We start from the raw sequence: 26718 nt of genomic DNA, 5'->3' as shown, positions 1-26718 counted from the left end.
AGGACGCATTCAAGCGGTGCCGTCACTTTTGCCGCGCGGTTTCGCCAGCGGGTGATGGGTCAGCACCAGCTCCTTGAGCCGTTCGTCCAGCACATGGGTGTAGATCTCCGTGGTCGACAGGTCCGCGTGCCCCAGAAGCATCTGAATCGCCCGCAGATCGGCACCGCCTTGCAGAAGATGGGTAGCGAAGGCGTGGCGCAAGACGTGGGGCGTGACCTTGGCGGGGCTCACCCCGGCCTTGACCGCGATATCCTTCAAGAGCTTGTGAAAGCCCTGTCGCGTGAGGTGACCTTCCTTGCCGCCCGACGGGAAAAGGTAGCGCGAGGGCGGCGCGCGGTGTTCGATGCGCGCCTGTTCCTCGGCCTCGTCGCGTGCGCTAAGCCAGTCGGCGAGCGCCTCGCGAGCGGGGGGCGAGAGCGGCACCATCCTCTCCTTGTCGCCCTTGCCGCGCACGAGTAGCATCCGGGGGTCGCCGCGCGCGGAGGAAACGGGCAGGGAGACCAGCTCGGACACCCGCATCCCGGTCGCGTAGAGCAGTTCCATCAGGCAGCGATTGCGGATCTGGTCCTTTTGCGAGCGGCCCTGATCGCGGGCAGCCTCCAGCAGAGCCTCCACCTCCTCGAGGCTCAGCGTCTTGGGCAGGCGCTGCGCGCGCCCGGGGCCGGAGATGCGGATCGCCGGATTGTCCGCGCGCCAGCCTTCCTCATAGGCGAAGCGGTAAAGCTGCCGGATCGCGGAGAGTCTGCGCGCGCGGGTCGATTTCGCCAGACCCTCTGCCTCGCAGCGGATCAGGTAGGTCTCGATATCGGCGCGGGTGAGGCTGGCGTAGCTAAGCCCCTTTGCCTTAAGAAACCCCGCGAAGTCATTGAGATCACGCCCGTAACTCAGGATCGTGTTGCGTGCTGCGCCCGCTTCGGCGGCCTGAGCGTCGAGGAAGATCGGCAGCCATTGCGGATCGGGCGGCGCGTCTGAACCGGGGCCGGTCACGGGGTGTCTCCGAGTACAATCATCTCGATCGCGGCGCGCCGGGCGACGGTTTCCAGCCCGGCGAGCCGTAGTAGGCTCAGACCCTCCCGAAGCCGCGGGTAATCGCCTTTCGATCCTTCGCTTACATCGCCGATCGCTTCGATCAGGGCGAGGCCCAGCTGGTCGGGCAGCAAGCTCTCGTAGCGAGCAGGCGGCGCAGCGGGGGACGCATCGAAGACGGATTTCAGCGCCTGATCGCGGGCCCCGGTCGCTGGCGCGGTTCCGGTATCGCCCGCAGCGAGCGCCTTGAGCAGCTTGGCCCGCGGCGACTGCGGCGCCGATTTCAGGGCGTTCTCTTCGTAATTCGGGGTGAGCAGGCTCAGCTCATAGGCGATACGCCCGGCGCGGCCCGGCAGGTCCATGCCCGCAAGCCGGTCGCCGAACAGGGTGCCCAGCACCGGCACCAGGTCTTCCGGGGCCATCGCATCATAGGCGGCGGGCAGGGCGGTCGCGATCGCATCGGCTTTGCCGCTCTCCAACGCATCATCCAGCGCGCTCACCGCCGACACGCGATCCCAGAGCGCGCCCGACGCGGCTGCCTTGCGCTCGGTATAGAGCCCCAGCAACTGGTTCGGGTCGAGCACACCCGCGCGGGCCAGTCGCTCGGCGGCCTCCAATTGCGACTTCCAGCCGTTATTCTCGGTCAGATCCGCCTGTGCGAAGGCCAGGGGCAGCGTCGCAGTAGGCAGCGGCTGACCGATCGCCTCCATCATCTTGAAGGCCAAGGGCGTGACGTGATCGGGCGGCGGCGCATCGCCGGCCTCCTCGGCCAGCGCCGGATCGAGGAATTGCTCCAGCAGCGACTGGTCCTCTGCCGGGATCTGCCCCAGCGCACTGCCGGTGCCATAGGTCAGCTCGGCCGTGTCCCATTGCCCGTTGCGCGCCAGACAGAACACCCGCGCCGCGTAGGATGGTGCAATGCCGGGAGTGCGCTCGATGATCTTGCAGGCGCGGTTTTCCTGCCCGAGAAGCAGCGCCACGTCGAAGCTGCGGCGGAAAATCTCGGGGCTCGCCGTGCCTGCCTGTCCCAGAAGGGCATTCGCCTGTTCGAGCGCACCCATGTCCAATAGCCGGTCGATCCGGGCGAGGAAGAGCTGGTTGCGTTGCGCCGGCGTCTCGATCTGGGGCGGATTCAGTTCCGCCAGCAGAAGCGTCAGGCGCAAGCCCTGCAGCGCGGGCAGCTGATCGAGCGGCATTGCCCGCAGCGCCTGCGCCAGTTCCGGCTCGGGCGTCTTGCCCCAGAGATCGCGCGGCAATCCGGTGCGATCCGGAGTCAGAAGACCAAGGCTGTCGGCGGAGGGCGCATCGAGCGAGAGCACCGCGATATCCTCGATCCCGCCCGCGCCGGTGACCGGAGCTTGCGAAGAGGTCGAGCCGCCGCGCGGCGTGGTCGCCAGCGAATGTGAAAGCCAGTCGATTGCGGACATCGGGCTGCCGGTCGTCGCGGAGGCATCCACCGGCGTCGTCGATTGCGCGGCCGCCGGACCCGCCACGAGACCGTCAAGCGCGAAACCGCTCAGCCAGATCAGGCCGAGGATCGCCGGACGGCGATCAGTTGCCACTCGCAGTATCTCCGTCGGTCCCGGCATCGGTACCCGTCTTGGTGCTCGCATCGGAACTACCCGCGCCCGACGCGGCACCCGTGCCGTCGGGCAGGGTGACCTCGATACGCTGTTCCTGGCTGTCGGGGCTCATGTCGCCCAAGTAAGCAAAGCCGATCACGCCGATCGCGCCAAGCACCAGAAGGATGACGATAAGCTTGAAGATGCGCCCCATAATCTCTCTTTTCTGCCGTCTGTCGCGGCCCGTCCCAGATCGTGTCTCTCGGCGGGCGGGCCGTTCTTGGTTGCGGTTTCGCGTTGATCATATATGGCATTTCAGGGAAGTTCACGCCATTCAAGGGGTCCTGCGTCACGATTGTGCAAGGCTCCGCCGATGGCAAGCCTTGTCCGCCCCGCCGGGATTGACAGGGCAGGAATACCGCAGGCGAGGCGAGGCAGGGGGCGCAGTGGAAGGCGAAACCGGGAAAGTGGGCCATCTTACGCGCTCCGTCGTGCTCGTGGGCATGATGGGGTCTGGAAAGACCGCCGTTGGTACCGCGCTGTCCAAGATGCTCGATTCGCCGTTTCTCGACAGCGACCACGAAATCGAACGCGCCGCCCAGATGACCGTGGCCGAAATTTTCGCCCGCGATGGCGAGCCGTTCTTCCGCGCCCGCGAATCGGAAGTGCTGGAGCGGCTGCTGATGGGGCCGCCCGGCGTCATCTCCACCGGAGGCGGGGCTTTCCTGTCGGAAAAGAACCGCGAGTTGATCAACCGGCTCGGTGTGTCGGTCTGGCTGAAGGCGGATCTGGAGATCCTGTGGAATCGCGTGCGCCACAAGAACACGCGGCCCCTGCTGCGCACAGCCGACCCGAAACGGACGCTGAGCGACCTGCTCACGGCGCGCCTTCCGCATTACGAGAAAGCCCAAATCGTGGTGGAGGCCGAACCGGGTCTCTCGGTGCTGGGGATGGCGCGCAAGGTGGTGAGCCATCTGCGCGAGGTGGATGGATTGATCGAAGAGGTGAAAGATGCGTGAGATCGTGCCGGTCGAGCTGGGCGAGCGTTCCTACGAGGTGCGCATCGGCACCGGGCTCTTGGAAAACGCAGGCACCGAGATCGCACCCTTGCTGCGCCGTCCGCGCGTGGCCGTCGTCGCCGATCAGACGGTGGCCGATCTGCATCTCGCAACCCTGCGCCGCGGTCTTGGCGATATCGAGATGGTCTCGCTGACCCTGCCGCCGGGCGAGGGTACGAAGAGCTGGCCGCAATTCACCCGCACCGTCGAATGGCTGCTGGAGCAGAAGGTCGAGCGCAAGGATATCGTCATCGCTTTGGGCGGCGGCGTGATCGGCGATCTGGTGGGGTTTGCGGCCGCCGTGCTGCGCCGGGGCGTGCGCTTCGTGCAAATCCCGACTTCGCTTCTTGCGCAGGTCGACAGTTCCGTGGGCGGCAAGACCGGGATCAACGCGCCGCAGGGCAAGAACCTGATCGGCGCCTTCCATCAGCCCTCGCTGGTGCTCGCCGATCTCGACGTGCTCGGCACGCTCGAGCCGCGTGATTTCCTCGCGGGCTATGGCGAGGTGGTGAAATACGGCCTTCTGGGCGATGCGGATTTCTTCGACTGGCTCGAGGCCAACGCCCCCGCGATGGGGCAAGGCGACATGGAAAAGCGCCTGCATGCTGTGAAACGCTCGGTCGAGATGAAGGCCGAGATCGTGGCGCGCGACGAGACGGAAGAGGGCGACCGCGCACTCCTCAACCTTGGCCACACGTTCTGCCACGCGCTGGAGGCCGCGACAGGCTATTCCGACCGCCTCCTGCATGGCGAGGGCGTGGCGATCGGCTGCGCGATGGCGTTCGAGCTCAGCCAGCGCCTCGGCCTGTGTTCTCAAGAGGCCCCGAGCCGCGTGCGTGCGCATCTGCGCGACATGGGGATGAAAACCGATCTGGCCGATATCGAAGGCGATTTGCCGGGGCGCGACGCGCTGATCGACCTGATGGCGCAGGACAAGAAAGTGCTCGATGGCAAGCTTCGCTTCATTCTCGCGCGCGGCATCGGGGAGGCTTTCGTGACGTCGGATGTGCCGCGCGATGTGCTGGCGGGCGTGCTCGACGACGCGCTCGCCGCGCGGTAAGCCGATTTCCCAGTTGCGAGCCGCGCGCTCCTTCTTTATACGCCGCTTCAGGCACCCATAGCTCAGCTGGATAGAGCGCTGCCCTCCGAAGGCAGAGGCCGAAGGTTCGAATCCTTCTGGGTGCGCCATTTCCCCCAGTTTCCGGAATTTCAGCGCCTTGGGGGCGGCACAGACGCTATCGAGACGGCCCTGAGACAGACCCGATGAGAGATGCGATGACGACAGATGACGCCCTGATCCGCGCAGCGAAGCTCTCGGTCGCCCCGATGATGGACTGGACCGACCGCCATTGCCGCTACTTCCACCGTCAGATCAGCCGCAATGCGCTGCTATACACCGAGATGGTGACCGCACCCGCGGTGATTCACGGCGACCGCGAGCGGCTGCTGGGGTTCGACGATGCCGAGCATCCGGTGGCGCTGCAGCTGGGTGGCTCGGATGCCAAGGAACTGGCCGAGGCGGCGCAGGTCGGTGCGGATTTCGGATACGACGAGATCAACCTCAACTGCGGCTGCCCGTCGGATCGCGTGCAATCCGGGGCCTTCGGCGCCGTCTTGATGAAGACGCCCGATCTGGTGGCGGAGTGCTGCGCCGCGATGATCGCCGCGCAACCGGTTGAAGTCACGGTGAAATGCCGCATCGGGGTGGATGACCAAGACCCGCAGGAAGTGCTGCCGGAATTCATCGAGAAAGTCGCCGCCGCAGGCGTGACCCGGATCACGATCCATGCGCGCAAAGCGTTGCTGCAAGGCCTTTCGCCCAAGGACAACCGTGATATCCCGCCGCTCGATTACCCGCTCGTCCACGCGATGAAGGCGGCCTATCCGCAGCTTCACCTGTCGATCAATGGCGGTATCAAAGATCTCGCCGCGGCCGAGGCGGAACTGGCGCAAGGGCTCGACGGGGTGATGGTGGGCCGCGCGGCCTATCACCAGCCGATGGAGGTGCTCGGCGCCGCCGATCAGCGCATCTGGGGGCAGGGCGAGGCGCGCGATCCGTTCGATGTGGCGCAGGCGATGATCCCCTATATCGCGCGCCATCTCGAACGCGGCGGCAGGCTGCACCAGATCACCCGCCACGTGCTGGGCCTGTTCCACGGCAAGCCCGGCGCGCGGCGCTTCCGGCAGATTCTGTCGGAAGGCGCGACCCGCGACGGTGCCGGGGTTGAACTTTTCGAGAGTGCGTTGTCAGCGGTACGTGAACGGGTTAACTGAGCGGAACCCAAGGAGATTTCCCGACATGCCCGATTTCGCCACGCTCGCGCCGCTCGTCCTGATCCTGATGGCAGTGGGGGCGTTCGCAGGCGTTCTGGCGGGGCTTCTGGGCGTCGGCGGCGGGATCGTCCTCGTGCCCGCGTTCTTCTATCTTTTCAGCGGGTTGGGCTACGGGTCGAGCGATCTTATGCAAGTCTGCGTCGCAACCTCTCTGGCCACGATCATCGTGACCTCGATCCGCTCGGTCATGGCCCATAACCGCAAGGGCGCGGTCGACTGGGACATCCTCAAGCAATGGGTCGTCCCAATCGCCATCGGTGCGATCATCGGGGTGCTGGTGGTGCATCAACTGCGCTCTTCGACCATGCAGATCATCTTCGCGGTCATGGTGCTGCTGATCGCCTGCTACATGATGTTCGGGAAATCGAGCTGGCGGATTTCGGACGGGCTGCCGGGTGGCATCTTCCGCGCGTGGTTCGGCCCGCTGATGGGCTTCCTGTCGGTGCTTCTGGGCATCGGGGGCGGATCGATCGGTACGCCGATGCAGACGCTGCATGGCATTCCGATCCACCGCGCGGTCGCAACCTCGGCAGGCTTCGGCGTGACCATCGCGCTGCCCTCGGCGATCGGCTTCCTGCTGACCCCGGTCCCCGACGCGCCGCCTTACTCGATCGGCGCGGTCAACATCCCCGCCTTCCTGATCGTCATCGCGATGACCACGCTCACCGCCCCCCTGGGCGCAGCGCTGGCGCATAAGCTCGATCCCAGGAAGCTCAAGCGTGTCTTCGCTGGTTTTCTTATGCTCGTCGCGCTGAACATGCTGCGCAAAGCGTTCCTCTAAGTCTCTTCGGGCTTGCTGAAAATATCCCTGGGGGCGCGAATGCGCGGGGGCAGCGCCCCCCTCCGTCACTTGATCTTGCGCGCCTTAGCCTCGTTCCAGAGCGCATCCATCTCGGCCAGATCGCTGTCCTTGGGCGCTTTCCCGCGCGCTTCAAGTTCGCGCTCGATATGATTGAACCGATTGGTGAATTTCAGATTGGCCGCGCGCAGGGACGCCTCCGGGTCCAGCCCCAGATGCCGCCCCAGATTGACCATCACGAACAGCAGATCGCCATATTCCTCGGCCAGTTCCTCCGGCCCCAATTCGTCGCGCGCCTCTTCCAACTCACGCGCCTCCTCGACGATCTTGTCCAGAACCTCATCGGTCGAAGGCCAGTCGAACCCAACACGGGCCGCGCGGTTCTGCAGCTTGATCGCACGCGTCAGCGCGGGCAGGCCCAAGGCGACCCCGTCCAGAACACCGACACGCTCGGATTTGCCTGCAGCCTTGCGCTCGGCCGCCTTGATCGCTTCCCAATCGGCGGTCTGTTGTTCGGCGGATTTCTCGCGGCTCTCCGACCCGAAGACATGCGGATGGCGCGCCACCATCTTGGCGTTGATCGCGCGCAGCACTTCGGAGATGTCGAAACGCCCGTCTTCGGACGCCATCTGCGCGTGATAGACCACCTGCAGCGCGAGATCGCCCAGCTCTCCGGGCAATTCCGCCCAAGCCTCGCGCGCGATCGCATCGGCGACCTCATGGGCTTCCTCGATCGTGTAGGGCGCGATGGAGGCAAAATCCTGCTCCAGATCCCACGGGCAGCCGGTCTCGGGATCGCGCAGACATTCCATGATCGCGGTCAGCCGGGTGAACTGATGCGCGGCGTCTCCCGTATCGTCAAAGATCAGGGCATCGTCGGGTTTGGCCATTGCAGCTTGCCTCCTGCCATGCGAATGCCTCTGGCCTAACCAGCCCGCAAGGGGAAGTCCACTATGCCCGTTCTCAACCGTATCGCCGATCTCGGCCCGCAAATGACCGAATGGCGGCACTGGCTGCATCGCCATCCCGAGCTGCGCTTCGCGCTGCACGAAACCTCGGCCTATGTCGCGGCCCGGCTGCGTGAGATCGGGGTGGACGAGATCCATGAGGGCATCGCCGAGACCGGTATCGTGGCGCTGATAAAGGGGCAGGGCGCGGGCCCGACCGTGGGCCTGCGGGCCGATATGGACGCTCTGCCGATCACCGAGGAAACCCATGCGGACTATGCCTCGGAAACCCCAGGCAAGATGCATGCCTGCGGGCATGACGGGCATACGGCGATGCTTCTGGGCGCGGCGGCCTATCTCGCCGAGACCCGAAAATTCGCCGGGACCGTCGCGCTGATCTTCCAGCCCGCCGAGGAAGACGGCGGCGGCGCCGAGGTGATGGTCGAGGACGGCGTGATGGAGCGCTTCGACATCTCGCGCGTCTACGCGATCCACAATGCGCCGGGGCTGCCTTTCGGGCATTTCTACACCACGCCCGGTCCCTATCTTGCGTCGGTCGACGAGGTCCGCGTGACGGTGACGGGGCGCGGCGGCCATGCGGCGACACCGCAGGGTTGCATCGATCCGATCCCGGCGCTCTCGGCGATGGTCTCCTCGCTGCAGACGGTGGTCGCGCGCAACGTGGGCGCGGGCGATGCGCTCGTTATCTCGGTAACGCAGATCCACGCGGGCACCGCGCTCAACATCATCCCCGAAAGCGGCTTTCTCACTGCGACGATTCGCTGCTTCGAGCCGGAAATCCGCGATCTGGCCGAGAAACGGATCCACGAGATCTGCGAAGGTATCGCGACGGCGCACGGCGTCAGCGTCGAGATCGAATACGAACGTGGCTATCCGCCCACCGTGAACGACCCTGACGAGACCGGCTTCGCCGCGGAGGTCGCAAGTGAAATCGCGGGCCCCGAGCGCGTGGTCACCGATGCTCCGCGTGAAATGGGCGCCGAGGATTTCGCCTATATGCTGGCCGCGCGGCCCGGCGCCTATCTGTTCATGGGCACCGGCGAGGGGGCGGGGCTCCACCATCCGCGCTTCGATTTCAACGACGAGGCGGCGCCGGTGGGCGCATCGCTGCTCGCACGTCTGGCCGAGCGCGCCCTGCCGCTGGCCTGACGGCCACCGGGTGCCCTTTCCCCTAGGTGCAGGTATTCCGGGGACGCTCCGCAGGAACGGGGCAGAGCCCCTCTTTCCGCGTCGAGTGTCTCCCTTTCGCGACGCGGGCCGCACACCGTTTCCGTTGCTCTTTGTCGCGACCGGGCGACGACCCCGCGCCGCGCGCCTCCTTTCGCCCCGTCAACGCGACGTGAGGACGCGCGTGCCGGGGCCGCTTCGCCTTGCCAAGCCTCAGGGCCACGGATAGGGTGCGCGCCGACAACCGGGGCGTCATGCCCCCAAGGCCCATGACAAAGGACCATAGATCATGTTCGTGACCCCCGCTTTCGCGCAGGCCGCCGGTGGCGCCAGCAACCCCGCCGCCGCGTTCGGCCAGTTCCTTCCCCTGATCCTGATCTTCGTGATCATGTATTTCCTGCTGATCCGTCCGCAGCAGAAAAAAGCCAAGGAGCACAAGGCGATGCTCGAGGCGCTGCGCCGCGGTGATCAGGTCGTGACCCAGGGCGGTATCCTCGGCAAAGTCACCCATCTCAAAGAAGACGGCGAAGTCGAAGTCGAGATCGCGCAGGGCGTGAAGGTCCGCGTTGTGAAATCGACCATCGTGCAGGTTCTCTCGCGCACCGAACCCGCCAAGACCTCCGAATAAGCCATATAAGGCCCGTCCCCCATGTTGCATATTTCGCTGTGGAAGCGCGTGCTGATCCTGATCGTCGTTGTGATCGGGCTCGTCTTTGCCGCGCCGAACATCTTTTACAACCGGGTGGAGGGGCATAACGATGCCGTTGCCGCCGCTGCGAAGGGCCAGGCCCTGACGCCCGATCAGCAGGCCGCGCGCGCGGGCTGGCCCGACTGGCTGCCCTCCGACATCGTGAACCTCGGTCTCGATCTGCGCGGCGGCGCGCAGCTTCTGGCCGAGGTCAATGTCGACGAGGTCTACAAGGCCCGCGTCGATGCGCTCTGGCCCGAGTTCCGCAAGGCGCTCGCCGCCGAACGCGGGACGCTCGGCTCGATCCGTCGGCTCAACGCCGATCCCGGCGTTCTGCGCATCCAGATCGGCAATGCCGACCAGATCGCCGAAGCCCAGAAGATCGCCGAGACGCTGAACAACCCGGTCTCCTCGCTGACCGGCGTGGGCCAGAAGACGCTCGCGATCACCACCCAGGGCAACCAGCTTATCGTCCAGCTCTCGGATGCCGAGAAAGCCGCGACCGACGACCGCACGATGCAGCAATCGCTCGAGATCGTGCGCCGCCGGATCGACGCCGCTGGCACCCGTGAACCCACGATCGTGCGCGAAGGCTCCGACCGCATCCTGATCCAGGTGCCGGGCGCGAGCTCCGCGCAGGAGATCAAGCAGCTGATCGGCACCACGGCGAAACTGACCTTCAACTCGGTGATCGGCACCAGCTCGAACCCGAATGAAGCCGTGGGCTCGGATCAGGAAATCCTGCCCTCGGCCGACCAGAAGGGCCTCTATTACATCCTCGACAGTGTTCCGGTCGTGACCGGCGAGGACCTGACGGATGCGCGCCCCGATACCGATCAGAACGGCTATCCGGCGGTGGCCTTCCGCTTCAACGCGAGCGCGGCGCGCACCTTCGGCGATTACACGCAGAACAATATCGGCAAGCCCTTCGCCATCGTGCTCGACAAAAAGGTGATCTCGGCCCCGACGATCCAATCGCATATCGCGGGCGGCTCGGGCATCATCACCGGCCGCTTCACGGTGAAAGAGGCGACCGATCTCGCGCTGTTGCTGCGCGCCGGCGCGCTGCCTGCTTCGATGAATTTCCTCGAAGAGCGGACCATCGGCCCGGAACTCGGCGCGGATTCGATCGCCGCGGGCAAGATGGCGGCGGCCGTGGGCGCGGTGCTCGTGGTGGTCTTCATGATCGCCTCCTATGGCACGTTCGGCGTCTTCGCTTCGCTGGCGCTGGGGATCAACATCGCGCTGATCTTCGCGATCATGTCGGCAATCGGCGGCACGTTGACGCTGCCCGGTATCGCTGGGATCGTGCTGACAATGGGGACCGCGGTCGATGCCAACGTACTCGTGTTCGAACGTATCCGCGAGGAGCTGCGCAATCAGCAAAAGGCGAAAGCCGCCAGAGCGATCGAACTGGGTTACGAGCGCGCGATGTCGGCGATCATCGACGCCAACGTGACCACCTTCCTCACCGCGGTGATCCTCTTCGTGCTGGGCGCGGGCCCGGTGCGGGGTTTCGCCGTCACCTTCCTGATCGGGATTATCACCTCGGTCTTCACCGCGATCTGGGTGACGCGGCTGTTCGTGAGCCTCTGGTTCGCGCGCCGTCGTCCCCGCGAACTGGTTCTGTAAGGGAGATCGAGACATGGCATTCCGTCTGAAACTGGTCCCCGAAAAGACCAACTTCGACTTCTTCAAGCATCAGGTCGCGACCTTCGGCTTCTCCGTCGTCATGGTGCTGGCCTCGATCGTGCTCGTGCTGACCATGGGTCTGAACCTCGGCATCGACTTCCGGGGCGGCACCACGATCCGTACCGAGGCCGACCAGACCGAACCGGTCGACATCGGCGCCTATCGCTCGGCCATCGCGCCGCTCGGTCTGGGCGACGTGCTGATCACGCAGGTCTATGACCCCAACTTCCGCGCAGATCAGAAGGTCGTCACGATCCGCATCCAGGCGCAGGACGGCCAGGAGGCGATCAGCCCCGAGACCCAGGCCAAGGTGCTGGACTCGCTGAAGACGGTGAACAAGGACATCAAGATCGTCGCGACCGAGTCGATCGGCCCAAAAGTCTCGGGCGAGCTGATCTGGACCGCGATCTGGTCGGTTCTGGCCGCGGTCGCCGCGATCCTCGTCTATATCTGGCTGCGGTTCGAGTGGCAGTTCTCGGTCGGCGCCGTCGCGGCGCTGATCCACGACGTGACCGTTACCGTGGGCATATTCGCGCTGTTCCAGATCAAGTTCGACCTGTCGATCATCGCGGCGCTGCTGACGATCCTCGGCTACTCGATCAACGATACCGTCGTCGTCTTCGACCGTCTTCGCGAGAACCTTGTGAAATACAAGAAGATGCCGCTGCGCGAAGTGATGAACCTCTCGGTCAACGAGACGCTGTCGCGCACCGTGATGACCTCGGGCACCACGCTGCTGGCGCTGATTTCGCTGCTCGTTCTGGGCGGCGACGTGATCCGCAACTTCGTCTTCGCGATGACATGGGGCGTGATCGTGGGTACCTATTCCTCGGTCTATGTCGCAAAGAACATCGTCCTGTTCATCGGGCTGGACCGCAACAAGGAGAAGAAGGACCCCTCGGAGAAGTTCTTCGACAAAACGGATGTCGCTACTGACTGAAGCCAATTTCGGGGCCTCGCTGCCGATCGACGGTTACGGGCCGGGATTTTTCCGCGTCGCCGGAGAGGTCACGCGAGGCTCGATCTGGGTCTCGGGAGAGGAGATGGGCAGCTGGGGCGGTCTGGACGACCGCGCGCCGCTGCTCGCGCTCGCAGGAAAGCTCGACGTGCTGTTCATCGGCACCGGCGAAGAGATCGCCCATCTGCCGAAGGACCTCGTGGCCGAACTGGAGGCCGAGGGACTGATGTGCGAGGGCATGGCCACGCCGTCGGCGGCGCGTACCTATAACGTGCTGCTGTCCGAAGGCCGCCGCGTCGGCTGCGCGCTGATCGCGATGCCGGAAAAACCCGACGCCTCCGAGACGCCTGAATGAGCATGCTGTCGGTCGACGGGCTCGCAGTGTCGCGCGGGGGGCTTCCGGTGCTGGAAGACCTGAGCTTCACGCTCGACGCCGGTCATGCGCTAGTGCTGCGCGGTCCCAACGGGGTCGGCAAGACGACGCTCCTGCGCACCTTGGCGGGGCTGCAACCGGCTCTGGCGGGGACAGTCTCGGTGCCGCCGGAAAGCATGGCTTATGCCGCCCATTCCGACGGGCTGAAATCGACGCTGACCGTGCGCGAGAACCTCGGCTTCTGGGCGTCGGTCTATGCGACCCGCGATATCGAACCTGCACTGGCGCGGATGAACCTCAAAAGCCTCGAGACACGGCCTGCGCATAGCTTGTCGGCGGGGCAGAAACGCCGCCTCGGGCTTGCGCGTCTTCTGGTGACCGGGCGCCCGATCTGGGTGCTGGACGAGCCGACCGTCTCGCTCGACACGGCCTCCGTCGCGCTGTTCGCCGAGGCCGTGCGCGGCCATCTCGCGGGCGGCGGAGCGGCGCTGATCGCGACCCATATCGATCTTGGGCTGGACGAGGCGAAGGTCCTCGACCTGACGCCCTTCAAGGCCAAGATCCCGGAAGAGGGCGGGATGCAGGGCGCCTTCGACGAGGCTTTCCTATGATCGCGCGGCGCGCTATCGGCGCGGTCGGGAGCCTCCGGCGGGGATATTTGAACCAAGGCGAAGGCAGCTGCGCGTTGTTTCGGCTTGGCCGAAATATCCCGGGGGATGAGCGGCGCAGCCGCGAAGGGGGCAGCGCCCCCTTGGCTCGCGCAGGAGGCCGGACATGATCGCGCTTCTAATGCGAGACCTGCGCCTCGCGGTACGCGCAGGTGGCGGCTTCGGGCTCGGGCTCGCGTTTTTCCTGATCGTGGTGACGCTGGTGCCTTTCGGCGTCGGCCCCGAGGGGAAAATCCTCGCGCGGATCGCGCCGGGGATCCTGTGGGTCGGAGCGCTTCTGGCTTGCCTGCTCTCGCTCGACCGGATCTTCGCGCTCGATTACGAGGATGGCTCGCTCGATCTGCTGGTCACCGCGCCTGTGCCGCTGGAAGGGGTGGTCTCTATCAAGGCGCTCGCGCATTGGATCACGACCGGGCTTCCGCTGGTCGTCGCGGCGCCGATCTTCGGGATCTTGCTGCATCTGCCGCAAGGGGCGCATGTCTGGATGGTGGTTTCGCTTCTTCTGGGCACGCCCGCGCTTTCGGTTCTGGGCACGTTCGGGGCCGCGCTGACCGTCGGGTTGAAGCGCGGAGGGCTTTTGTTGTCGCTGCTGGTCTTGCCATTCTACGTGCCGACCCTCATCTTCGGTGCGGAGCTCGTGCGCCGTGGCGCCGAGGGGATGAACACCGAGACACCGCTTCTGATGCTCGCCGGGATCACGGCGGCGACGATCGCGCTCGTGCCCTTCGCCTCGGCCGCCGCGATCCGCGTCAATCTGCGCTAGGGCTTCCCGCGCGCATCCCATGATAGGAAGAGCCAACCTGGCCAGAAGGTGAGCAGAACAACAAGATGTCGATCTGGGAATACGCCAACCCCGTCAAATTCATGAAGACAACGGACAAGGTCCTGCCCTGGACGGTGGGAATTGCCGCGATCACGCTGATCGTCGGGCTGGTCTGGGGCTATTTCTTCGTCCCGGCCGCCGAGAATTTCGGCGGCTCGGTGAAGGTGATCTATGTCCATGTTCCCGCCGCGATGATGGCGATCAACATCTGGGTGATGATGGTCGTGACCTCGCTGATCTGGCTGATCCGGCGCCACCATGTCTCGGCGCTGGCCGCCAAGGCCGCGGCGCCGATAGGCGCGGTGATGACGCTGATTGCGCTGATCACCGGCGCGGTCTGGGGCCAGCCGATGTGGGGTACCTGGTGGGAATGGGATCCGCGACTGACCTCGTTCCTGATCCTGTTCCTGTTCTACCTCGGCTATATCGCGCTCTGGGCCGCGGTCGAGAACCCCGATACGGCCGCCGATCTGACCGGCGTGCTCAGCCTGGTCGGCGGGGTCTTCGCGGTGCTCTCGCGCTATGCGGCGAATTTCTGGAACCAGGGGCTGCATCAGGGGGCGACGCTCTCGATGGATTCCGAGCAGCACATCGCGGATGTCTACTGGTTCCCGCTGCTTCTCTGCATGGCCGGGTTCATCTTCTTCTTCCTCGCGCTGGTGCTGATCCGCACCCGCACCGAGGTCCGCGCGCGCCGTCTGGGCGCCATCCAGCAACGTGAGCGCATGGCATGAGTGATACGACCGAACAAGGCGGCACCGTCACCGAGGGCGGCGTCGTCCTCGTGGACCCGTCCACCAAATCCTACACCTACACCGTCAATATCGCCTGGGCCTCGACGGTCGTGCTTCTGGTGCTGATCGTCGTCGTCTCGCTGATGCGGGGCGCGAAGGTGAAACGTCAACTGGCCGAGGCCGAGGCCCGCCGGAAAGGGGGCGCACATGGTTAAGCCGCTGATGCTATTGCCATTGATCGTGGTCGTCGGATTTGTTGGTGCGGCTTATGTGGGGATGCAGCGCGAGAATCCGACGCAAATCCCCACCGCCTTTGCGGGCAAGCCCGCACCGCCGGTGCAACTCGAACCGCTGGGCGATTTCAAACCCTTCACCGATGCCGATCTGAAGGACGGCAAGATCAAGCTGGTGAACTTCTGGGCCTCGTGGTGCGCGCCCTGCCGGGTGGAGCATCCCAATCTCGAAGCGCTCTCGGACGAAGGCATTCCGATCTATGGGGTCAACTACAAGGACAAGCCCGCCAAGGCGCAGGGTTTCCTCAGCGAGATGGGCAATCCCTTCGCTGAGCTCGGTGCCGATCCGAACGGGAAGATGGCGCTGAACTGGGGCGTCTACGGCGTGCCCGAGACCTTCGTGATCGATGGCGCGGGCAAGGTGCTCTATCGCTTCGCCGGCCCGCTGACCGAGCGCGTGATAGCCTCGGATCTGCGCCCGCTTCTGAACGGCGAGACGGCCGAGAAGTAAAGGGCAGGGCGCAGGCGCGCTTCTCTGACATCGGACAGCTTCAAAAGCAAAGGCCCCCGAACCGGGGGCCTTTCTTGTTTCTGGCTTAGAACGGGATCTCGTCGTCGAAATCCGAGCGGCCACCGCCGCCGCCGCCGCCGCCCGAGGACGGGCCGCCATAGCCGCCGCCGTCATCGTAGCCGCCGCCACCCGAGGACGGGCCGCCGTAGCCACCGCCACCGCCGCCCTGACCGCCGCCCGAGCCGCCAGGCCCGTCGAGCATGGTCAGTTCCGAGCGATAGGGGCGCAGCACGACCTCGGTCGAGTAGCGGTCCTGACCGTTCTGGTCCTGCCATTTGCGGGTCTCGAGCTGGCCTTCGATATAGACCTTCGAGCCTTTGCGCAGATATTGCTCGGCCACTTTCGCCAGCGGCTCCGAGAAGATCGCGACCGAATGCCATTCGGTGCGCTCCTTGCGCTCGCCGGTATTGCGGTCGCGCCACGTCTCGGAGGTGGCGATGCGCAGGTTGCACACCTTGCCGCCGTTCGAGAAGGTCCGCACCTCTGGGTCGCGCCCCAGATTGCCGATCAGAATGACCTTGTTGACGCTGCCTGCCATATTGCCTCCGCCTGCGATTCTAGAATTGGTCCCAAAGGGTATAGAGCAGAGCCCCGCTGGAGCCTAGGGGCGAAGCTTCGCTCAACCGTGACGGAAAGCGGCGAAATCCCGCGTGCATCTTTGGTTTGAGAGCGATTTCGGCACCGCATTTCCAACCTTGCGTCGATAGCTGGCGGTCCGGGTTTGCCCCAGGTCTGCACGAGCCGGACGGCACCCGGGGACGACCCCGCCCGATCCGGTCGAGCAAACCCATATCCCATGAGGAGATACCCCATGAAATACCTGATGCTGATCGCCGCGAGCGCTACGATTGCCGCTGCTTCCACTCTCCCCGCACTCGCCGAAAGTGGCGAAGGCGACGTGGCCCCGGCACAAGAGCAGAAGCTCGCAGCCGAACTGAAAGATCAGGGATACCAGGTTCGCAGCATGGAAACGGATGGCGGCTATATCGAGGTTTACGCGATGAAGGACGGCAAGCGCGCCAAACTCTTCTTCGACTCGAACCTCAAGCAGGTGAAGCGTTCGGACAGCAACTGATCCGATCCTCGGGGGCGGGCCGGCACGATCGGCCCGTCCTCTTCACGCCAGTCTTTCCCGAAAGCAGCAGGAGGGCCCGATCATGGCCATCGAAGACGCGAGCTTTACCGATCTTCCGTCGCATGAAACGTCTCACGCAGAACCGCCGCCCGTTGGCGCGCATAGCGTCTGGGACCCGTTCGTCCGGGTGTTCCACTGGTCGATCGCGGGCCTCTTTACCGCTAACGCCTTCTTCACCTCGCCGAAGAACGATCTGCATCACTGGATCGGCTACACGGTCGCGGGGCTCGTGATCGCGCGCATCCTCTGGGGGGTGTTCGGGACGCGTCATGCGAAGTTCAAGGATTTCCCGCCATCGCCCACCGGCGCGCTGACGCAGCTGCGCGATATGGCGACGGGGCGGCGGCACGCGCATCTGGGCCATTCGCCACTCGGCGCGCTGATGATCTACAATCTTTTGATCACGCTTCTGGTCATCGCGGGCTCGGGCTACCTGATGACGACTGACGCCTATTGGGGCGTGAAATGGCCCAAGGAAGTGCATGAACTGGCCGTCAACTGGGCCGAGGTTTCGATCGCCGCCCATATCGCCGCCGTCGTCTTTGAGAGCCGTCGGTTGCGCGTGAACCTTGCGCGCGCGATGATCACCGGTAAGAAGGTGTTCCGCAGCAACAGAGGGTAAACGCCCATGGCGATATCGCGAGCGCGAGTCTCGGTCTGGACGAAAGAGGGCGCATTGGTCGCCCTCATCTTATTCCAGTCGGCCTGTGCCGCTCTCTTCGTGGCAGACGTGTTCAACGACATCCGCGAAGCCGGACGGTTCACGGTGGATCTCAACATGGAGCTGTTCGCCAATCTCGGCCTGATCGCGGGGATCGTCGTCGAGGCGACGGTGCTCTGGGCGCTCCTGCGCCGTCAGGCGCGCGCGGATCGCACCATCGGGGCCGCACAGGGCGCGATGGCCGAGATGATGGGCGCGCAGTTTGACCAATGGGGGCTCACGCCCGCAGAGGCCGATGTGGCGGCCTTCACCATCAAAGGGTTCTCGGTCTCGGAGACCGCCTCCTTTCGCGGATCGAGCGAGGCGACGGTGAAATCCCACCTCAATTCAGTCTACCGCAAAGCAGGGGTCTCGGGCCGCTCCCAGCTTGTCTCGATCTTCGTGGAGGAGCTGTTTCACGGCCCCATCAAGGCTGATGCGAAAGCGCAACAGGCACGCGCAATCTGACGTTAGGGAAGAGAGTCGGCGGGAGATTGCCGAGGCATTCGGCGTTTTCCTTTAACTTTTTGCCGATTTCTTTATAGTTTGGCCCCGAAAATATGGACAGTGAATGGTAAGGGGCCGATGCGTAGGACGATCGGAATTCTCGGGCTTGCGGCGATCGCCGCGGCAACGGTGATGACGGGCCCGATGAGCGCCCAGGCAGAGGGGCTGAGGCTCCAGGGTAACTCTTCGAAATCGCGTGCGATGCTGTTCCGAAACCAGACCAAAATCCTCGACACGCGCGCAGCCCAGCAATACGAACATTCCTCGCGGCTGCGACCCGGCGGCAAGCTGACCCAGACGGCTAGTGCCGAGAGCGTTCCACGCTACAACGGCAAGTATCGCGGCCAGTATATCAACACCGCGAAATCGGTGGCCTCGCGCCACGGCATCCCGACCGACCTGTTTCTGCGGCTCGTGCAGCAGGAGAGCGGCTGGAACCCGCAGGCGCGCTCGCACAAGGGAGCGATGGGGCTGGCACAGCTGATGCCCGCGACCGCCGCGAAACTGGGCGTGAACCCGCGCGATCCGGCGCAGAACCTCGAGGGCGGCGCGCGCTACCTCAAGATGATGTATGATCGCTTCGGAAGCTGGCGGCTGGCGCTCGCGGCCTATAACGCTGGGCCGGAGGCGGTCGCGAAACATAACGGCATTCCGCCGTATCGCGAGACTCGCAACTATGTGCGGGTGATCCTCGGCGGTTGATCCGTTATGCGCCCGAAATCATGAAAAGCCCCGCAAGATCAGCGATCTGCGGGGCTTTCTTTATGTTTGGCTTTAAGTAAGCAGCCTAAGCGGCAGATTTTACGGAATGATCCGGGTATACTTGGTGCCCGCGAGCGTCGCGCCCGCCATCAGACCTGCCTGGCCGAAGACCAACGCGATGATCGGCGCGGTCGAGGTCAGCGTGGAGGCCGAAATCGCGCCGCCCTGATCCGGCACCGCGTAGCGCGCATCCGCGCCCAGTTGCCAACCATCGCCGCGGCGGAAGCTGGACAGCGCCTCGGGCGTCATAAAGAACAGGGCATGGGCATATTGCTGTGCGCCGATCTGCAGACCGAAACTCGCCGCTGCCGCCGCGTAGTAATCGACCGTCACGTTGTTGATCCGCAGCGCGCCGCGCCCGAAAGCCCCACCTACGCCGAAGCCCGCCTCGGTCATCAGCGGCATCCAGAGCACGCCCACCGATTTGTTCTCGAGATCGCGGGTGCCGGGATATTTCGTCAGAAGGTAGTTCCGGGTGGCGTCGACCCGCGCGTCCAGCTTGGCACTGCCTGCGCTGCCCACGCCGTTGCCGCAGGCCGCAAGGCCGAGCCCCGCACCGCCCATCGCCAGAAGGGTCCGTCTGGAAAGTTTCGTCATGTCTGTCGCTCCGCTCGATATGCCCGATCTCGCGCCGGGCTGAATGGTCTTATTACGACCGCTTGGCACAATTAATAGACGAGGGAACCCGCTTTGTCACTTCTTCTTGAGCCAATTCACGCCGAAGTGGCAAGACCCTGCTCAGCCGTTACCGAGCAGTTTGGCGGCCTCCGGCGCGAAGTAGGTAAGCACGCCATCGCAGCCCGCGCGGCGGAAGCTCATCAGGCTTTCGAGCATGACCTTCTCGTGGTCGAGCCAGCCGTTCTTAACCGCCGCCATGATCATCGCGTATTCGCCCGAGACCTGATAGGCATAGGTCGGTACGCCGAACTGCTCTTTCACGCGGTGGCAGATGTCGAGATAGGGCATCCCCGGCTTCACCATGACCATGTCTGCGCCCTCCGACAGATCGCGCGCGACCAGCCGGATCGCCTCGTCGGAATTACCGGGGTTCATCTGATAGGTTTTCTTGTCGCCCTTGAGCGCACCGGTGGCGCCGACCGCGTCGCGGAATGGTCCATAGAAGCCGGAGGCATATTTCGCGGCATAGCTGAGGATCGTCACGTCCGAATGACCCGCGCCTTCGAGCGCCGAGCGCAGCGCCGTGATCCGCCCGTCCATCATGTCCGAAGGCCCGAGGATATCGGCCCCGGCTTCGGCCTGCGCGATCCCCATTTTCACAAGACACTCAACGGTTTCATCGTTTAGGATAACCCCGTCGCGCACCAGCCCGTCATGGCCGTTCGCATTGTAGGGGTCGAGCGCGATATCGGTCATGATCGCGATCTCGGGCACCTCGGCCTTGATCGCGCGGATCACCCGGTTGGTGATGTTCTCGGGGTTCCAGGCCTCTTCGCAGGTCTCGGTCTTCACTGCCGGATCGGTATAGGGAAAGAGGCAGATCGCCGGGATGCCAAGCTTTGCGGCCTCTTCGGCGGCGCGCACCGCGCCCTCCAGCGTGCGGCGCACGACGCCCGGCATCGAGGGCACCTCGACATCCGCGCCCGGCACGTCGGTGATGAAGATCGGCCAGATCATGTCCTTCACGCTCAACCGGTGCTCCTGCGCGAGATCGCGAAGCGCTGCAGTGCGGCGCATCCGACGCAAACGGGTGTGGGGGAAGGGCGGAAGGATCGGGTTCATCGGCTGGCTCCTCTGGCTCGGGCAAAATGGGTGCCACGGATCGATGTAACAGGCAAGCGCGGCAGATCCGCGCGGGCTTCCGCTCGGGGCTGGGCTGGTCTATGCATCGTCAGGAGGGGGCGCGACACGACGACCCGGAAGAACGAGGGCGAGGGGCTTGGAAGTTTTCGACACGATCGCGCGGCTGATCGACCTGCGCAGCTTTTCCAACCTGTGGTATTGGATCGCCTTGGCCGCAGTCTGGTCTTCGGCCTCGCATTGGGTGTTGGGCGTGCCGTGGGACATGGTGATCCGCGCGCGCCGCAAGGGCGGCGACGCGGGTCAGGATCTGGCCGCGATGACGGCGCTGAGCGCACGGCGGCTGAACCGCATCCGGCGCGATGCCGGGTTCTCGATGTCGATCACCATCCCCTTCATGTTGAGCTTTCTCATCATCACCGGATTCATCTACGGCTCGGAGACGGCGCAGGCTTTCGCTCTGCTGCTGGTGCCGATGATGGCCGTGTTCGGCTTGAGCCTGCGACTGGCGCATAAGCTCGATTCAGAGCCCACGCTTGCGCATGACCCGGCGATTGCGATCAAGGCACTCTCGCGCCACCGGGTGAACGTGCAGGCGATCGGCGTGGTCGCGATCATCGTGAGCGCGCTCTGGGGAATGTATCAGAACCTTCTCGCCTCGATGCTGGTTTGACGCGCGAAGCAACTTGACACCGGAGACAGGCCGGATACCTCGCTTGGCTATGGAGCATTTTCTTCTCTCGGGCGCCCCGGAAGGGTTCGACGCCGCCTTGCTGGCCAAGGAACTTGCCAAGGGCAAGTCGGTCATCCATGTCGCGCGCGACGATCGCCGTCTGGCGGCCATGCGCGGGGCACTTGCGTTCTTTGCGCCCGAGGCGACGGTGCTGGACTTCCCGGCGTGGGACTGTCTGCCCTACGACCGCGTCTCGCCCAATGCCGATATCTCCGCCACGCGGATGGCGACGTTGGCCGCGCTGGCTTCGGGGATGCCCGGGCCGTTCGTTCTGCTGACGACGCTCTCAGCTGCCATGCAGCGCGTGCCCGCGCGCGAGGTGCTGGCGGGCGCGAGCTTCACCGCGCAGGTCGGCAAGCGGATCGACGAGCAGGCGTTGCGCGAATTCCTCGTCCGGATGGGCTTCTCGCAGGCCTCGACCGTCTCCGAGCCCGGCGATTACGCGATCCGCGGCGGCATCATCGACATCTTCCCGCCCGGCGAGGGCGGCCCGGTGCGGCTCGATCTGTTCGGCGATGTGCTGGACGATGCGCGCGGATTCGATCCGGTGACCCAGCGTACGACCGAGAAGCTGAAAGGCGTCGAGCTTGCGCCGGTCTCCGAGGTCATCCTCGACGAGGCGGCGATCACCCGTTTCCGGCAGAATTACCGGATCGAATTCGGCTCGGGCGGTGCGGAAGACCCGCTTTACGAGGCGGTTTCGGCAGGGCGCAAACAGGCGGGGATGGAGCATTGGCTGGGCTTCTTCCATGAAAAGCTCGAGACCATTTTCGACTATCTGCCCGATGCGTCGGTGATGCTCGACGACCAGATCGCGGCGCAGCAGGAAAGCCGTTGGGACGGCATCGCGGATCAGTACGACACGCGGCGCGAGGCGATGACCCGGCGCGACCGGCTGGACTCCGTCTACAAACCCGCGCCGCCGCAGCTTTTGTATTTGAACCCAGAGAGTTGGGAAGCGGTGTTGAAACCGCTTCGCGTGCTGCGCCTGCAGGTGATCCCGGCACCGCCCGGACCCGGGATCCTGAATGCGGGCGGGCGCGTGGGGCGCAATTTCGCGCCCGAGCGCAAGGTGGAAAATGTCAGCCTGTTCAGCGCTTTGAAAGACCATGTTCAAGCGCGTCTGGCCGATGGTCCCGTGGTGATCGCCTCGTGGTCCGAGGGGGCACGTGAGCGCCTCAAGGGCCTAATGGAAGACGAGGGCGTGATCGGCGCGAAGCTGATCGGATCGGCGCGCGAGATCGGGCCGGGGGTGAACCTCACGGTCTGGCCGCTCGACGAAGGGTTCGAAGCCCCGCGTGACGGCGGCGAGATGACCGTGATCTCGGAGCAGGACGTGCTGGGCGAACGGCTCGTCTCGAAGCCGCGGCGCAAGCGCAAGGCCGAGAATTTCCTGACCGAACACACGACGCTGTCGCCCGGCGATTTGGTCGTGCATGTCGATCACGGGGTGGGCCGTTACAAGGGGCTGGAGACGGTCACGGCCCTTGGCGCGCCGCATGAATGCGTGCTCTTGGAATATGCGGGCGGGGATCGCCTTTATCTGCCAGTCGAGAATATCGAACTGCTCAGCCGCTACGGCCATGAGGAGGGCTTGCTCGACAAGCTCGGCGGGGGCGCATGGCAGGCTAAAAAGGCCAAGCTGAAGGAACGCATCCGCCAGATCGCCGACAAGCTGATGCGGATCGCGGCAGAGCGTCACCTGCGCCACGCGCCCATTCTGGAAGCGCCGCATCACGAGTGGGAAAGCTTCGCCGCGCGCTTCCCCTATACCGAGACCGACGATCAGATGAGCGCGATCGAGGATGTGGTGGACGATCTGAAATCGGGCACGCCGATGGATCGTCTCGTCGTGGGCGATGTGGGCTTCGGCAAGACCGAGGTCGCGATGCGCGCGGCCTTCGTCGCCGCGCAATCGGGCATGCAGGTCGCGGTGATCGCGCCGACGACGCTGCTTGCGCGCCAGCATTACAAGACCTTCGCCGAACGCTTCCGGGGCACCGCGCTGAATGTGAAACCGCTCAGCCGCTTCGTCTCCGCCAAGGAGGCTACGAAGACCCGCGAGGGGCTGCGCGACGGCACGGTCGATATCGTGATCGGCACCCATGCGGTTCTGGCGAAATCGGTGAAATTCGCCAATCTCGGCCTGCTGGTCATCGACGAGGAGCAGCATTTCGGCGTGCAGCACAAAGAGCGCCTGAAAGAGATGCGCTCGGAAATCCACGTGCTCACGCTGACCGCGACGCCGATCCCGCGCACGCTGCAACTCTCATTGACCGGGGTGCGCGACCTGTCGATCATCGGCACGCCGCCCGTCGACCGCCTTGCGATCCGCACCTATGTCTCCGAATTCGACACGGTCACCGTGCGCGAAGCGCTTCTGCGCGAGCATTACCGGGGCGGGCAGAGCTTCTATGTCGTGCCGCGAATTTCCGATCTTCCCGAAATCGAGGAATTTCTGCAAACCCACGTGCCGGAGGTGAAATATCTCGTGGCGCATGGGCAGATGGCCGCGGGCGAGTTGGACGACCGGATGAACGCCTTCTACGACGGCAAATACGACGTCCTTCTGGCCACGACGATCGTGGAAAGTGGCCTCGACATCCCGACCGCGAACACGATGGTAATTCATCGCGCCGACATGTTCGGCCTCAGCCAGCTTTACCAGATACGGGGCCGGGTAGGCCGCGCGAAGACACGCGCCTATTGCTACCTGACGACGAAGCCGCGCATGCCGCTGACGCCACAAGCGCAGAAACGGCTGCGTCTGCTGGGCTCGCTCGACAGTCTCGGGGCCGGGTTCAACCTTGCGAGCCAGGACTTGGACCTGCGCGGCGCGGGCAACCTGCTGGGCGAGGAACAGTCGGGCCATATCCGCGAGGTGGGTTACGAGCTCTATCAGTCGATGCTGGAAGAGACGATCTCGAAGCTGAAATCGGGCGAATTGACCGAGACGGCGGATGGCGACTGGTCGCCGCAGATCAATCTCGGCGTGCCGGTGATGATCCCCGACAGCTACATCCCCGATCTCGACGTGCGCCTCGGCCTCTATCGTCGCCTGTCGAGCCTGACCACCAAGGTCGAGCTGGAAGGGTTCGCCGCCGAGCTGATCGACCGCTTTGGCGAACTGCCGAAAGAGGTCAACACTTTGCTGCTGGTCGTCCGGATCAAGGCGATGTGCAAACGCGCGATGATCGCCAAGCTCGATGCCGGGCCGAAGGGCGCGACCGTCCAGTTCCACAACGACAAGTTCCCCAACCCGCAGGGGCTCGTGGAATTCCTGACCGCACAGCGCGATCTGGCCAAGGTGAAGGACAACAAGCTGGTCATTCGCCGAGACTGGAAGAACGACAAGGACAAGATCAAAGGCGCCTTCGCGATCGCCCGCGATCTGGCCGAGAAGGTTATCGAGGCGAAGAAGACGAAGGCCTGAGCGGCTCCGCGCGGAACATCACCTGTCCGCGCGGCAGCATCCGGTCGTCGCGGATAAGGCGCCAGCCAGCCGCCTCCGCCATCGCGTAGAGCGCGGCTTCTGAAAGGTGATAGGGCGCGCGGGTCGCGTGGGTGACGACGCCGTCGTTTTGTCGGTGGATTGTGGCGCCTTCGGGGGCTAGGAATACCGTCAGTAGCAGGCACTCCAGTTGAGTAAAGCGCCGCAAGCCGTTGAAGCAATGTGCAATCGCGTCGCCTTCCAGATGCGGAAAGACACCGAAAGCGATGGCATGGGTGATCGTGTCGGTCACGCCATCAAAACCGAAATCCGCGTCTTCGACCAACTGCATAGGATCGAGCCGGTCGCGCGCCTCCAACTCCGCCGCATAGCCCGCAAGCATCAGTGCGCGCGAGGCATCCGTGGCCCAGTAATGGCCGGGCTCCAGATAGGGCACCGCCTTGCAGCCCAGCCGCAACGCCCCCGCACCGATATCGAGAAGGACATGATCGGGCCGCAGCCCGTGATCCAGAAGCGCGGCCATCTGCGCGCGGCCCGTCTCGTCCCAGCGGCCGCCCACGATGTCGCGGTGGCGTCCCTTGGCGAGCGCCTCATCATAGAACCCGGGGCGGGCATAGGGCGACGACATCGGTGAGGCTCCGTGACAAGGGCGATGCGCGCATATGTAGCTTTTGCACCTGCGCGTAAAGCCCCGTCAGCCGGTTTCCTGCGTCTTGCGGATCAGCCACCAGGCGAGGCTCGAGCAGGTCAGCGTCGCGATCACCATCGGCAGCGCAGTGCCGTTGAAGGACAGGCCCACCGGGGCTGCGATGATCACCGCGCCGACGGTCGAAATCGCCGACACGATGGACGCCGCCATGCCCGCGATATGGCCCATATGTTCCAGCGCCAGCGCGTTGAGATTTCCGAAGGTCAGGCCCGCCATCGCGAAGACCGAGACGGAGTAGATGAAGATGAACGGGAAGCCCGCCGCGCCGTCAGTGAACCCGAGCAGCACCAGCACCAGCATCACCGCCGAGATCGCCACCTGGGAGATATAGGTCCCCTTGACGATCTTGCGCATCCCCAGCCGCATCACGTAGCGCGCGTTGAAGATCGTGGCCGAGCCCGCGAGCAGCGCGCCGATCGCGAACCACATCGGGAAGGTGTCGGTGACGCCATGCGCCGCGTAAAGCTGCTGCGCGGTGGACAGCAGGCCGAACATCTGCCCGAAGCCCAGCGTCATCGTCACGATATAGAGACGCACATCCGAATGGGTGATCACCTCCAGCGCCGCGGCGCGCAGCTTGGATACGCTCAGCGGTCGGCGATCCTCGGGGGCGAGCGTTTCGGGTTGGCGGATCATCAGCCAGCTCACGCCGACGCAGCCGAAGACCATGAAGGCCCAGAATACGCCGCGCCAGCCCGCGAGAGCGATCACCAGTTGGCCGATCGAGGGGGCGACGGCCGGCACGAGGATGAAGATCATCATGATGAATGAGGTGATCTTCGCCATCTCGCGCCCGGCGAAGAGGTCGCGCACCAGCGCCATAACAGTGATCCGCGGACCCGATGCGCCGATCCCTTGCAGCACCCGCGCCGCCAGCAGCGCTTCGAGGCTTTGCGCATGGGCGGCGACGAAGGCTCCGACCATGTAGATCGCAATCCCCCCCGCGATGGTCTTGCGCCGCCCCAGCGCATCCGAGATCGGCCCGGCGAACAGCGTGCCCACGCCCATGCCCAGCACGAAGGCGGTCAGCACCAGCTGCGCACGGTTGACCGCGTCGGGGCTCAACTCTGCCGCGATCTGCGGCAGTGCCGGCAGCATCGCGTCGATCGAGAAGGCGACCGTCGCGATCAAGGAGGCGAGCATGACCGTCAGTTCGGGCAGCGAAAGGGGCGTGCGCGCCCGGGGCGCGTCAGAGATGTGGGACATTCTGGGGGACTTTCCGAGAGTCGGATCTATTCGAAACGCGAGCATAGGGAGCTGCGCCGATTTGGCCAGAGGGCCGGGCGCGCAGCCCCCTGTGCGCTCACGC

The 26718-nt window shown here is 64.8% G+C and carries 29 protein-coding genes and 1 tRNA gene; 21 read left to right on the top strand and 9 right to left on the bottom strand.

Going from position 1 to position 26718, the window contains the following annotated elements:
• Positions 1–9: 9 nt before the first annotated feature.
• From B6V76_RS02540 to B6V76_RS19610, 3 genes are read right to left on the bottom strand one after another with little or no spacing between them, the layout of a single operon-like run.
• Positions 10–987: a site-specific tyrosine recombinase XerD gene (locus B6V76_RS02540; protein WP_088726571.1), complete on the bottom strand. Its 978-nt coding sequence runs from the start codon at positions 985–987 to the stop codon at positions 10–12.
• Complete coding sequence (locus B6V76_RS02535) at positions 984–2588, bottom strand: hypothetical protein (RefSeq protein ID WP_088726570.1); 1605 nt, start codon at positions 2586–2588, stop codon at positions 984–986. Before B6V76_RS02535 ends, B6V76_RS02540 begins: the two co-directional genes overlap by 4 nt.
• Positions 2578–2802: a hypothetical protein gene (locus B6V76_RS19610; RefSeq protein ID WP_141104867.1), complete on the bottom strand. Its 225-nt coding sequence runs from the start codon at positions 2800–2802 to the stop codon at positions 2578–2580. Before B6V76_RS19610 ends, B6V76_RS02535 begins: the two co-directional genes overlap by 11 nt.
• Positions 2803–3091: 289 nt before the next feature.
• Here B6V76_RS19610 and B6V76_RS20100 point away from each other — a divergent pair, with 289 nt between their 5' ends.
• The 5 genes from B6V76_RS20100 to B6V76_RS02505 all read left to right on the top strand — a co-directional run bounded on the left by B6V76_RS20100 (position 3092) and on the right by B6V76_RS02505 (position 6761).
• Entirely contained in the window at positions 3092–3607 is a 516-nt protein-coding gene (locus B6V76_RS20100) for a shikimate kinase (protein WP_233243200.1), read from the top strand.
• The gene (aroB, locus tag B6V76_RS02520; RefSeq protein ID WP_088726569.1) at positions 3600–4706 is read left to right on the top strand and encodes a 3-dehydroquinate synthase; all 1107 of its coding nucleotides are present in this window, start codon (positions 3600–3602) and stop codon (positions 4704–4706) included. Before B6V76_RS20100 ends, aroB begins: the two co-directional genes overlap by 8 nt.
• 51 nt (positions 4707–4757) lie before the next feature.
• A tRNA-Arg gene (locus B6V76_RS02515) sits at positions 4758–4834 on the top strand.
• An 87-nt stretch (positions 4835–4921) separates the two neighbouring features.
• Entirely contained in the window at positions 4922–5920 is a 999-nt protein-coding gene (gene dusA, locus B6V76_RS02510; protein ID WP_088726568.1) for a tRNA dihydrouridine(20/20a) synthase DusA, read from the top strand.
• 25 nt (positions 5921–5945) lie between these two features.
• On the top strand, positions 5946–6761 hold the full coding sequence (locus B6V76_RS02505) for a sulfite exporter TauE/SafE family protein (protein WP_088722756.1): 816 nt from the start codon (positions 5946–5948) through the stop codon (positions 6759–6761).
• Between the two features lie 65 nt (positions 6762–6826).
• On the opposite strand, the gene mazG is transcribed toward B6V76_RS02505, so the two are convergent.
• Positions 6827–7669, bottom strand: coding sequence for a nucleoside triphosphate pyrophosphohydrolase (gene mazG / locus B6V76_RS02500; RefSeq protein WP_088726567.1), 843 nt, complete (start codon positions 7667–7669; stop codon positions 6827–6829).
• A gap of 63 nt (positions 7670–7732) precedes the next feature.
• Between mazG and B6V76_RS02495 the strand changes: the two genes are divergently transcribed.
• The 10 genes from B6V76_RS02495 to B6V76_RS02450 all read left to right on the top strand — a co-directional run bounded on the left by B6V76_RS02495 (position 7733) and on the right by B6V76_RS02450 (position 15594).
• On the top strand, positions 7733–8896 hold the full coding sequence (locus B6V76_RS02495) for a M20 aminoacylase family protein (protein ID WP_088718636.1): 1164 nt from the start codon (positions 7733–7735) through the stop codon (positions 8894–8896).
• Positions 8897–9203: 307 nt separating this feature from the next.
• Positions 9204–9542, top strand: coding sequence for a preprotein translocase subunit YajC (gene yajC / locus B6V76_RS02490; protein WP_088718635.1), 339 nt, complete (start codon positions 9204–9206; stop codon positions 9540–9542).
• A 21-nt stretch (positions 9543–9563) separates the two neighbouring features.
• Positions 9564–11234 carry a protein translocase subunit SecD gene (gene secD / locus B6V76_RS02485; protein WP_075774768.1) on the top strand — a complete coding sequence of 557 codons (1671 nt, stop codon included), beginning with the start codon at positions 9564–9566 and terminating at the stop codon, positions 11232–11234.
• A gap of 13 nt (positions 11235–11247) precedes the next feature.
• On the top strand, positions 11248–12234 hold the full coding sequence (secF, locus tag B6V76_RS02480; protein WP_075774769.1) for a protein translocase subunit SecF: 987 nt from the start codon (positions 11248–11250) through the stop codon (positions 12232–12234).
• Positions 12218–12607: an Mth938-like domain-containing protein gene (locus B6V76_RS02475; protein ID WP_088726566.1), complete on the top strand. Its 390-nt coding sequence runs from the start codon at positions 12218–12220 to the stop codon at positions 12605–12607. The genes secF and B6V76_RS02475 overlap by 17 nt, the downstream gene beginning before the upstream one ends.
• Positions 12604–13236 carry a heme ABC exporter ATP-binding protein CcmA gene (gene ccmA / locus B6V76_RS02470; protein ID WP_088726565.1) on the top strand — a complete coding sequence of 211 codons (633 nt, stop codon included), beginning with the start codon at positions 12604–12606 and terminating at the stop codon, positions 13234–13236. Before B6V76_RS02475 ends, ccmA begins: the two co-directional genes overlap by 4 nt.
• A 163-nt stretch (positions 13237–13399) precedes the next feature.
• A complete protein-coding gene (gene ccmB, locus B6V76_RS02465) occupies positions 13400–14056 on the top strand; it encodes a heme exporter protein CcmB (RefSeq protein WP_075774771.1) in 657 nt (218 codons plus the stop codon).
• 65 nt (positions 14057–14121) lie between these two features.
• Positions 14122–14850: a heme ABC transporter permease gene (locus B6V76_RS02460; RefSeq protein WP_075774772.1), complete on the top strand. Its 729-nt coding sequence runs from the start codon at positions 14122–14124 to the stop codon at positions 14848–14850.
• Positions 14847–15065 carry a heme exporter protein CcmD gene (gene ccmD / locus B6V76_RS02455; protein WP_088718631.1) on the top strand — a complete coding sequence of 73 codons (219 nt, stop codon included), beginning with the start codon at positions 14847–14849 and terminating at the stop codon, positions 15063–15065. The genes B6V76_RS02460 and ccmD overlap by 4 nt, the downstream gene beginning before the upstream one ends.
• The gene (locus tag B6V76_RS02450; protein WP_088726564.1) at positions 15058–15594 is read left to right on the top strand and encodes a DsbE family thiol:disulfide interchange protein; all 537 of its coding nucleotides are present in this window, start codon (positions 15058–15060) and stop codon (positions 15592–15594) included. The genes ccmD and B6V76_RS02450 overlap by 8 nt, the downstream gene beginning before the upstream one ends.
• 85 nt (positions 15595–15679) lie before the next feature.
• On the opposite strand, the gene ssb is transcribed toward B6V76_RS02450, so the two are convergent.
• Positions 15680–16192: a single-stranded DNA-binding protein gene (gene ssb, locus B6V76_RS02445; protein ID WP_088726563.1), complete on the bottom strand. Its 513-nt coding sequence runs from the start codon at positions 16190–16192 to the stop codon at positions 15680–15682.
• A gap of 273 nt (positions 16193–16465) precedes the next feature.
• Here ssb and B6V76_RS02440 point away from each other — a divergent pair, with 273 nt between their 5' ends.
• The 4 genes from B6V76_RS02440 to B6V76_RS02425 all read left to right on the top strand — a co-directional run bounded on the left by B6V76_RS02440 (position 16466) and on the right by B6V76_RS02425 (position 18698).
• Complete coding sequence (locus tag B6V76_RS02440; RefSeq protein WP_166504522.1) at positions 16466–16729, top strand: PepSY domain-containing protein; 264 nt, start codon at positions 16466–16468, stop codon at positions 16727–16729.
• Positions 16730–16811: 82 nt separating this feature from the next.
• Positions 16812–17411, top strand: a complete 600-nt coding sequence (locus B6V76_RS02435; RefSeq protein ID WP_077701218.1) for a cytochrome b/b6 domain-containing protein — start codon at positions 16812–16814, stop codon at positions 17409–17411.
• 6 nt (positions 17412–17417) lie between these two features.
• A complete protein-coding gene (locus B6V76_RS02430; protein WP_088726562.1) occupies positions 17418–17957 on the top strand; it encodes a helix-turn-helix transcriptional regulator in 540 nt (179 codons plus the stop codon).
• Between the two features lie 117 nt (positions 17958–18074).
• Complete coding sequence (locus B6V76_RS02425; RefSeq protein WP_088726561.1) at positions 18075–18698, top strand: lytic transglycosylase domain-containing protein; 624 nt, start codon at positions 18075–18077, stop codon at positions 18696–18698.
• A 99-nt stretch (positions 18699–18797) separates the two neighbouring features.
• On the opposite strand, the gene B6V76_RS02420 is transcribed toward B6V76_RS02425, so the two are convergent.
• Together B6V76_RS02420 and hemB are read right to left on the bottom strand one after the other, a co-directional pair.
• Positions 18798–19355, bottom strand: a complete 558-nt coding sequence (locus tag B6V76_RS02420; RefSeq protein WP_075774778.1) for a YSC84-related protein — start codon at positions 19353–19355, stop codon at positions 18798–18800.
• A gap of 141 nt (positions 19356–19496) precedes the next feature.
• On the bottom strand, positions 19497–20498 hold the full coding sequence (gene hemB / locus B6V76_RS02415) for a porphobilinogen synthase (protein WP_075774779.1): 1002 nt from the start codon (positions 20496–20498) through the stop codon (positions 19497–19499).
• 157 nt (positions 20499–20655) lie between these two features.
• On the opposite strand from hemB, the gene B6V76_RS02410 reads away from it, so the two are divergent.
• Complete coding sequence (locus B6V76_RS02410) at positions 20656–21189, top strand: component of SufBCD complex (protein ID WP_088726560.1); 534 nt, start codon at positions 20656–20658, stop codon at positions 21187–21189.
• Between the two features lie 49 nt (positions 21190–21238).
• Positions 21239–24682, top strand: a complete 3444-nt coding sequence (mfd, locus tag B6V76_RS02405) for a transcription-repair coupling factor (RefSeq protein ID WP_088726559.1) — start codon at positions 21239–21241, stop codon at positions 24680–24682.
• On the opposite strand, the gene B6V76_RS02400 is transcribed toward mfd, so the two are convergent.
• Both B6V76_RS02400 and B6V76_RS02395 read right to left on the bottom strand, forming a co-directional pair.
• Complete coding sequence (locus tag B6V76_RS02400) at positions 24654–25328, bottom strand: class I SAM-dependent methyltransferase (protein WP_088726558.1); 675 nt, start codon at positions 25326–25328, stop codon at positions 24654–24656. The genes mfd and B6V76_RS02400 overlap by 29 nt on opposite strands.
• A 66-nt stretch (positions 25329–25394) precedes the next feature.
• Positions 25395–26615: a multidrug effflux MFS transporter gene (locus tag B6V76_RS02395; RefSeq protein ID WP_240497789.1), complete on the bottom strand. Its 1221-nt coding sequence runs from the start codon at positions 26613–26615 to the stop codon at positions 25395–25397.
• Positions 26616–26718 lie beyond the last annotated feature (103 nt).

Origin of the sequence: Thioclava sp. IC9 (assembly GCF_002213225.1) — a bacterium.
In the GTDB taxonomy this organism is placed as follows: Bacteria; Pseudomonadota; Alphaproteobacteria; order Rhodobacterales; family Rhodobacteraceae; genus Thioclava; species Thioclava nitratireducens.
Note: the sequence above shows the minus strand (reverse complement) of the source record. Positions and strands in the feature narration are given on the sequence as shown.

Excerpts from the sequence above, each read along its gene's own strand:
- B6V76_RS19610 (WP_141104867.1), bottom strand. The coding sequence starts at position 2,802 with ATGGGGCGCATCTTCAAGCTTATCGTCATCCTTCTGGTGCTTGGCGCG.
- B6V76_RS20100 (WP_233243200.1), top strand. The coding sequence starts at position 3,092 with ATGATGGGGTCTGGAAAGACCGCCGTTGGTACCGCGCTGTCCAAGATG.
- aroB (WP_088726569.1), top strand. The coding sequence starts at position 3,600 with ATGCGTGAGATCGTGCCGGTCGAGCTGGGCGAGCGTTCCTACGAGGTG.
- dusA (WP_088726568.1), top strand. The coding sequence starts at position 4,922 with ATGACGACAGATGACGCCCTGATCCGCGCAGCGAAGCTCTCGGTCGCC.
- B6V76_RS02505 (WP_088722756.1), top strand. The coding sequence starts at position 5,946 with ATGCCCGATTTCGCCACGCTCGCGCCGCTCGTCCTGATCCTGATGGCA.
- mazG (WP_088726567.1), bottom strand. The coding sequence starts at position 7,669 with ATGGCCAAACCCGACGATGCCCTGATCTTTGACGATACGGGAGACGCC.
- B6V76_RS02495 (WP_088718636.1), top strand. The coding sequence starts at position 7,733 with ATGCCCGTTCTCAACCGTATCGCCGATCTCGGCCCGCAAATGACCGAA.
- yajC (WP_088718635.1), top strand. The coding sequence starts at position 9,204 with ATGTTCGTGACCCCCGCTTTCGCGCAGGCCGCCGGTGGCGCCAGCAAC.
- secD (WP_075774768.1), top strand. The coding sequence starts at position 9,564 with ATGTTGCATATTTCGCTGTGGAAGCGCGTGCTGATCCTGATCGTCGTT.
- secF (WP_075774769.1), top strand. The coding sequence starts at position 11,248 with ATGGCATTCCGTCTGAAACTGGTCCCCGAAAAGACCAACTTCGACTTC.
- B6V76_RS02475 (WP_088726566.1), top strand. The coding sequence starts at position 12,218 with ATGTCGCTACTGACTGAAGCCAATTTCGGGGCCTCGCTGCCGATCGAC.
- ccmA (WP_088726565.1), top strand. The coding sequence starts at position 12,604 with ATGAGCATGCTGTCGGTCGACGGGCTCGCAGTGTCGCGCGGGGGGCTT.
- ccmB (WP_075774771.1), top strand. The coding sequence starts at position 13,400 with ATGATCGCGCTTCTAATGCGAGACCTGCGCCTCGCGGTACGCGCAGGT.
- B6V76_RS02460 (WP_075774772.1), top strand. The coding sequence starts at position 14,122 with ATGTCGATCTGGGAATACGCCAACCCCGTCAAATTCATGAAGACAACG.
- ccmD (WP_088718631.1), top strand. The coding sequence starts at position 14,847 with ATGAGTGATACGACCGAACAAGGCGGCACCGTCACCGAGGGCGGCGTC.
- B6V76_RS02450 (WP_088726564.1), top strand. The coding sequence starts at position 15,058 with ATGGTTAAGCCGCTGATGCTATTGCCATTGATCGTGGTCGTCGGATTT.
- ssb (WP_088726563.1), bottom strand. The coding sequence starts at position 16,192 with ATGGCAGGCAGCGTCAACAAGGTCATTCTGATCGGCAATCTGGGGCGC.
- B6V76_RS02440 (WP_166504522.1), top strand. The coding sequence starts at position 16,466 with ATGAAATACCTGATGCTGATCGCCGCGAGCGCTACGATTGCCGCTGCT.
- B6V76_RS02435 (WP_077701218.1), top strand. The coding sequence starts at position 16,812 with ATGGCCATCGAAGACGCGAGCTTTACCGATCTTCCGTCGCATGAAACG.
- B6V76_RS02430 (WP_088726562.1), top strand. The coding sequence starts at position 17,418 with ATGGCGATATCGCGAGCGCGAGTCTCGGTCTGGACGAAAGAGGGCGCA.
- B6V76_RS02425 (WP_088726561.1), top strand. The coding sequence starts at position 18,075 with ATGCGTAGGACGATCGGAATTCTCGGGCTTGCGGCGATCGCCGCGGCA.
- B6V76_RS02420 (WP_075774778.1), bottom strand. The coding sequence starts at position 19,355 with ATGACGAAACTTTCCAGACGGACCCTTCTGGCGATGGGCGGTGCGGGG.
- hemB (WP_075774779.1), bottom strand. The coding sequence starts at position 20,498 with ATGAACCCGATCCTTCCGCCCTTCCCCCACACCCGTTTGCGTCGGATG.
- mfd (WP_088726559.1), top strand. The coding sequence starts at position 21,239 with ATGGAGCATTTTCTTCTCTCGGGCGCCCCGGAAGGGTTCGACGCCGCC.
- B6V76_RS02400 (WP_088726558.1), bottom strand. The coding sequence starts at position 25,328 with ATGTCGTCGCCCTATGCCCGCCCCGGGTTCTATGATGAGGCGCTCGCC.
- B6V76_RS02395 (WP_240497789.1), bottom strand. The coding sequence starts at position 26,615 with ATGTCCCACATCTCTGACGCGCCCCGGGCGCGCACGCCCCTTTCGCTG.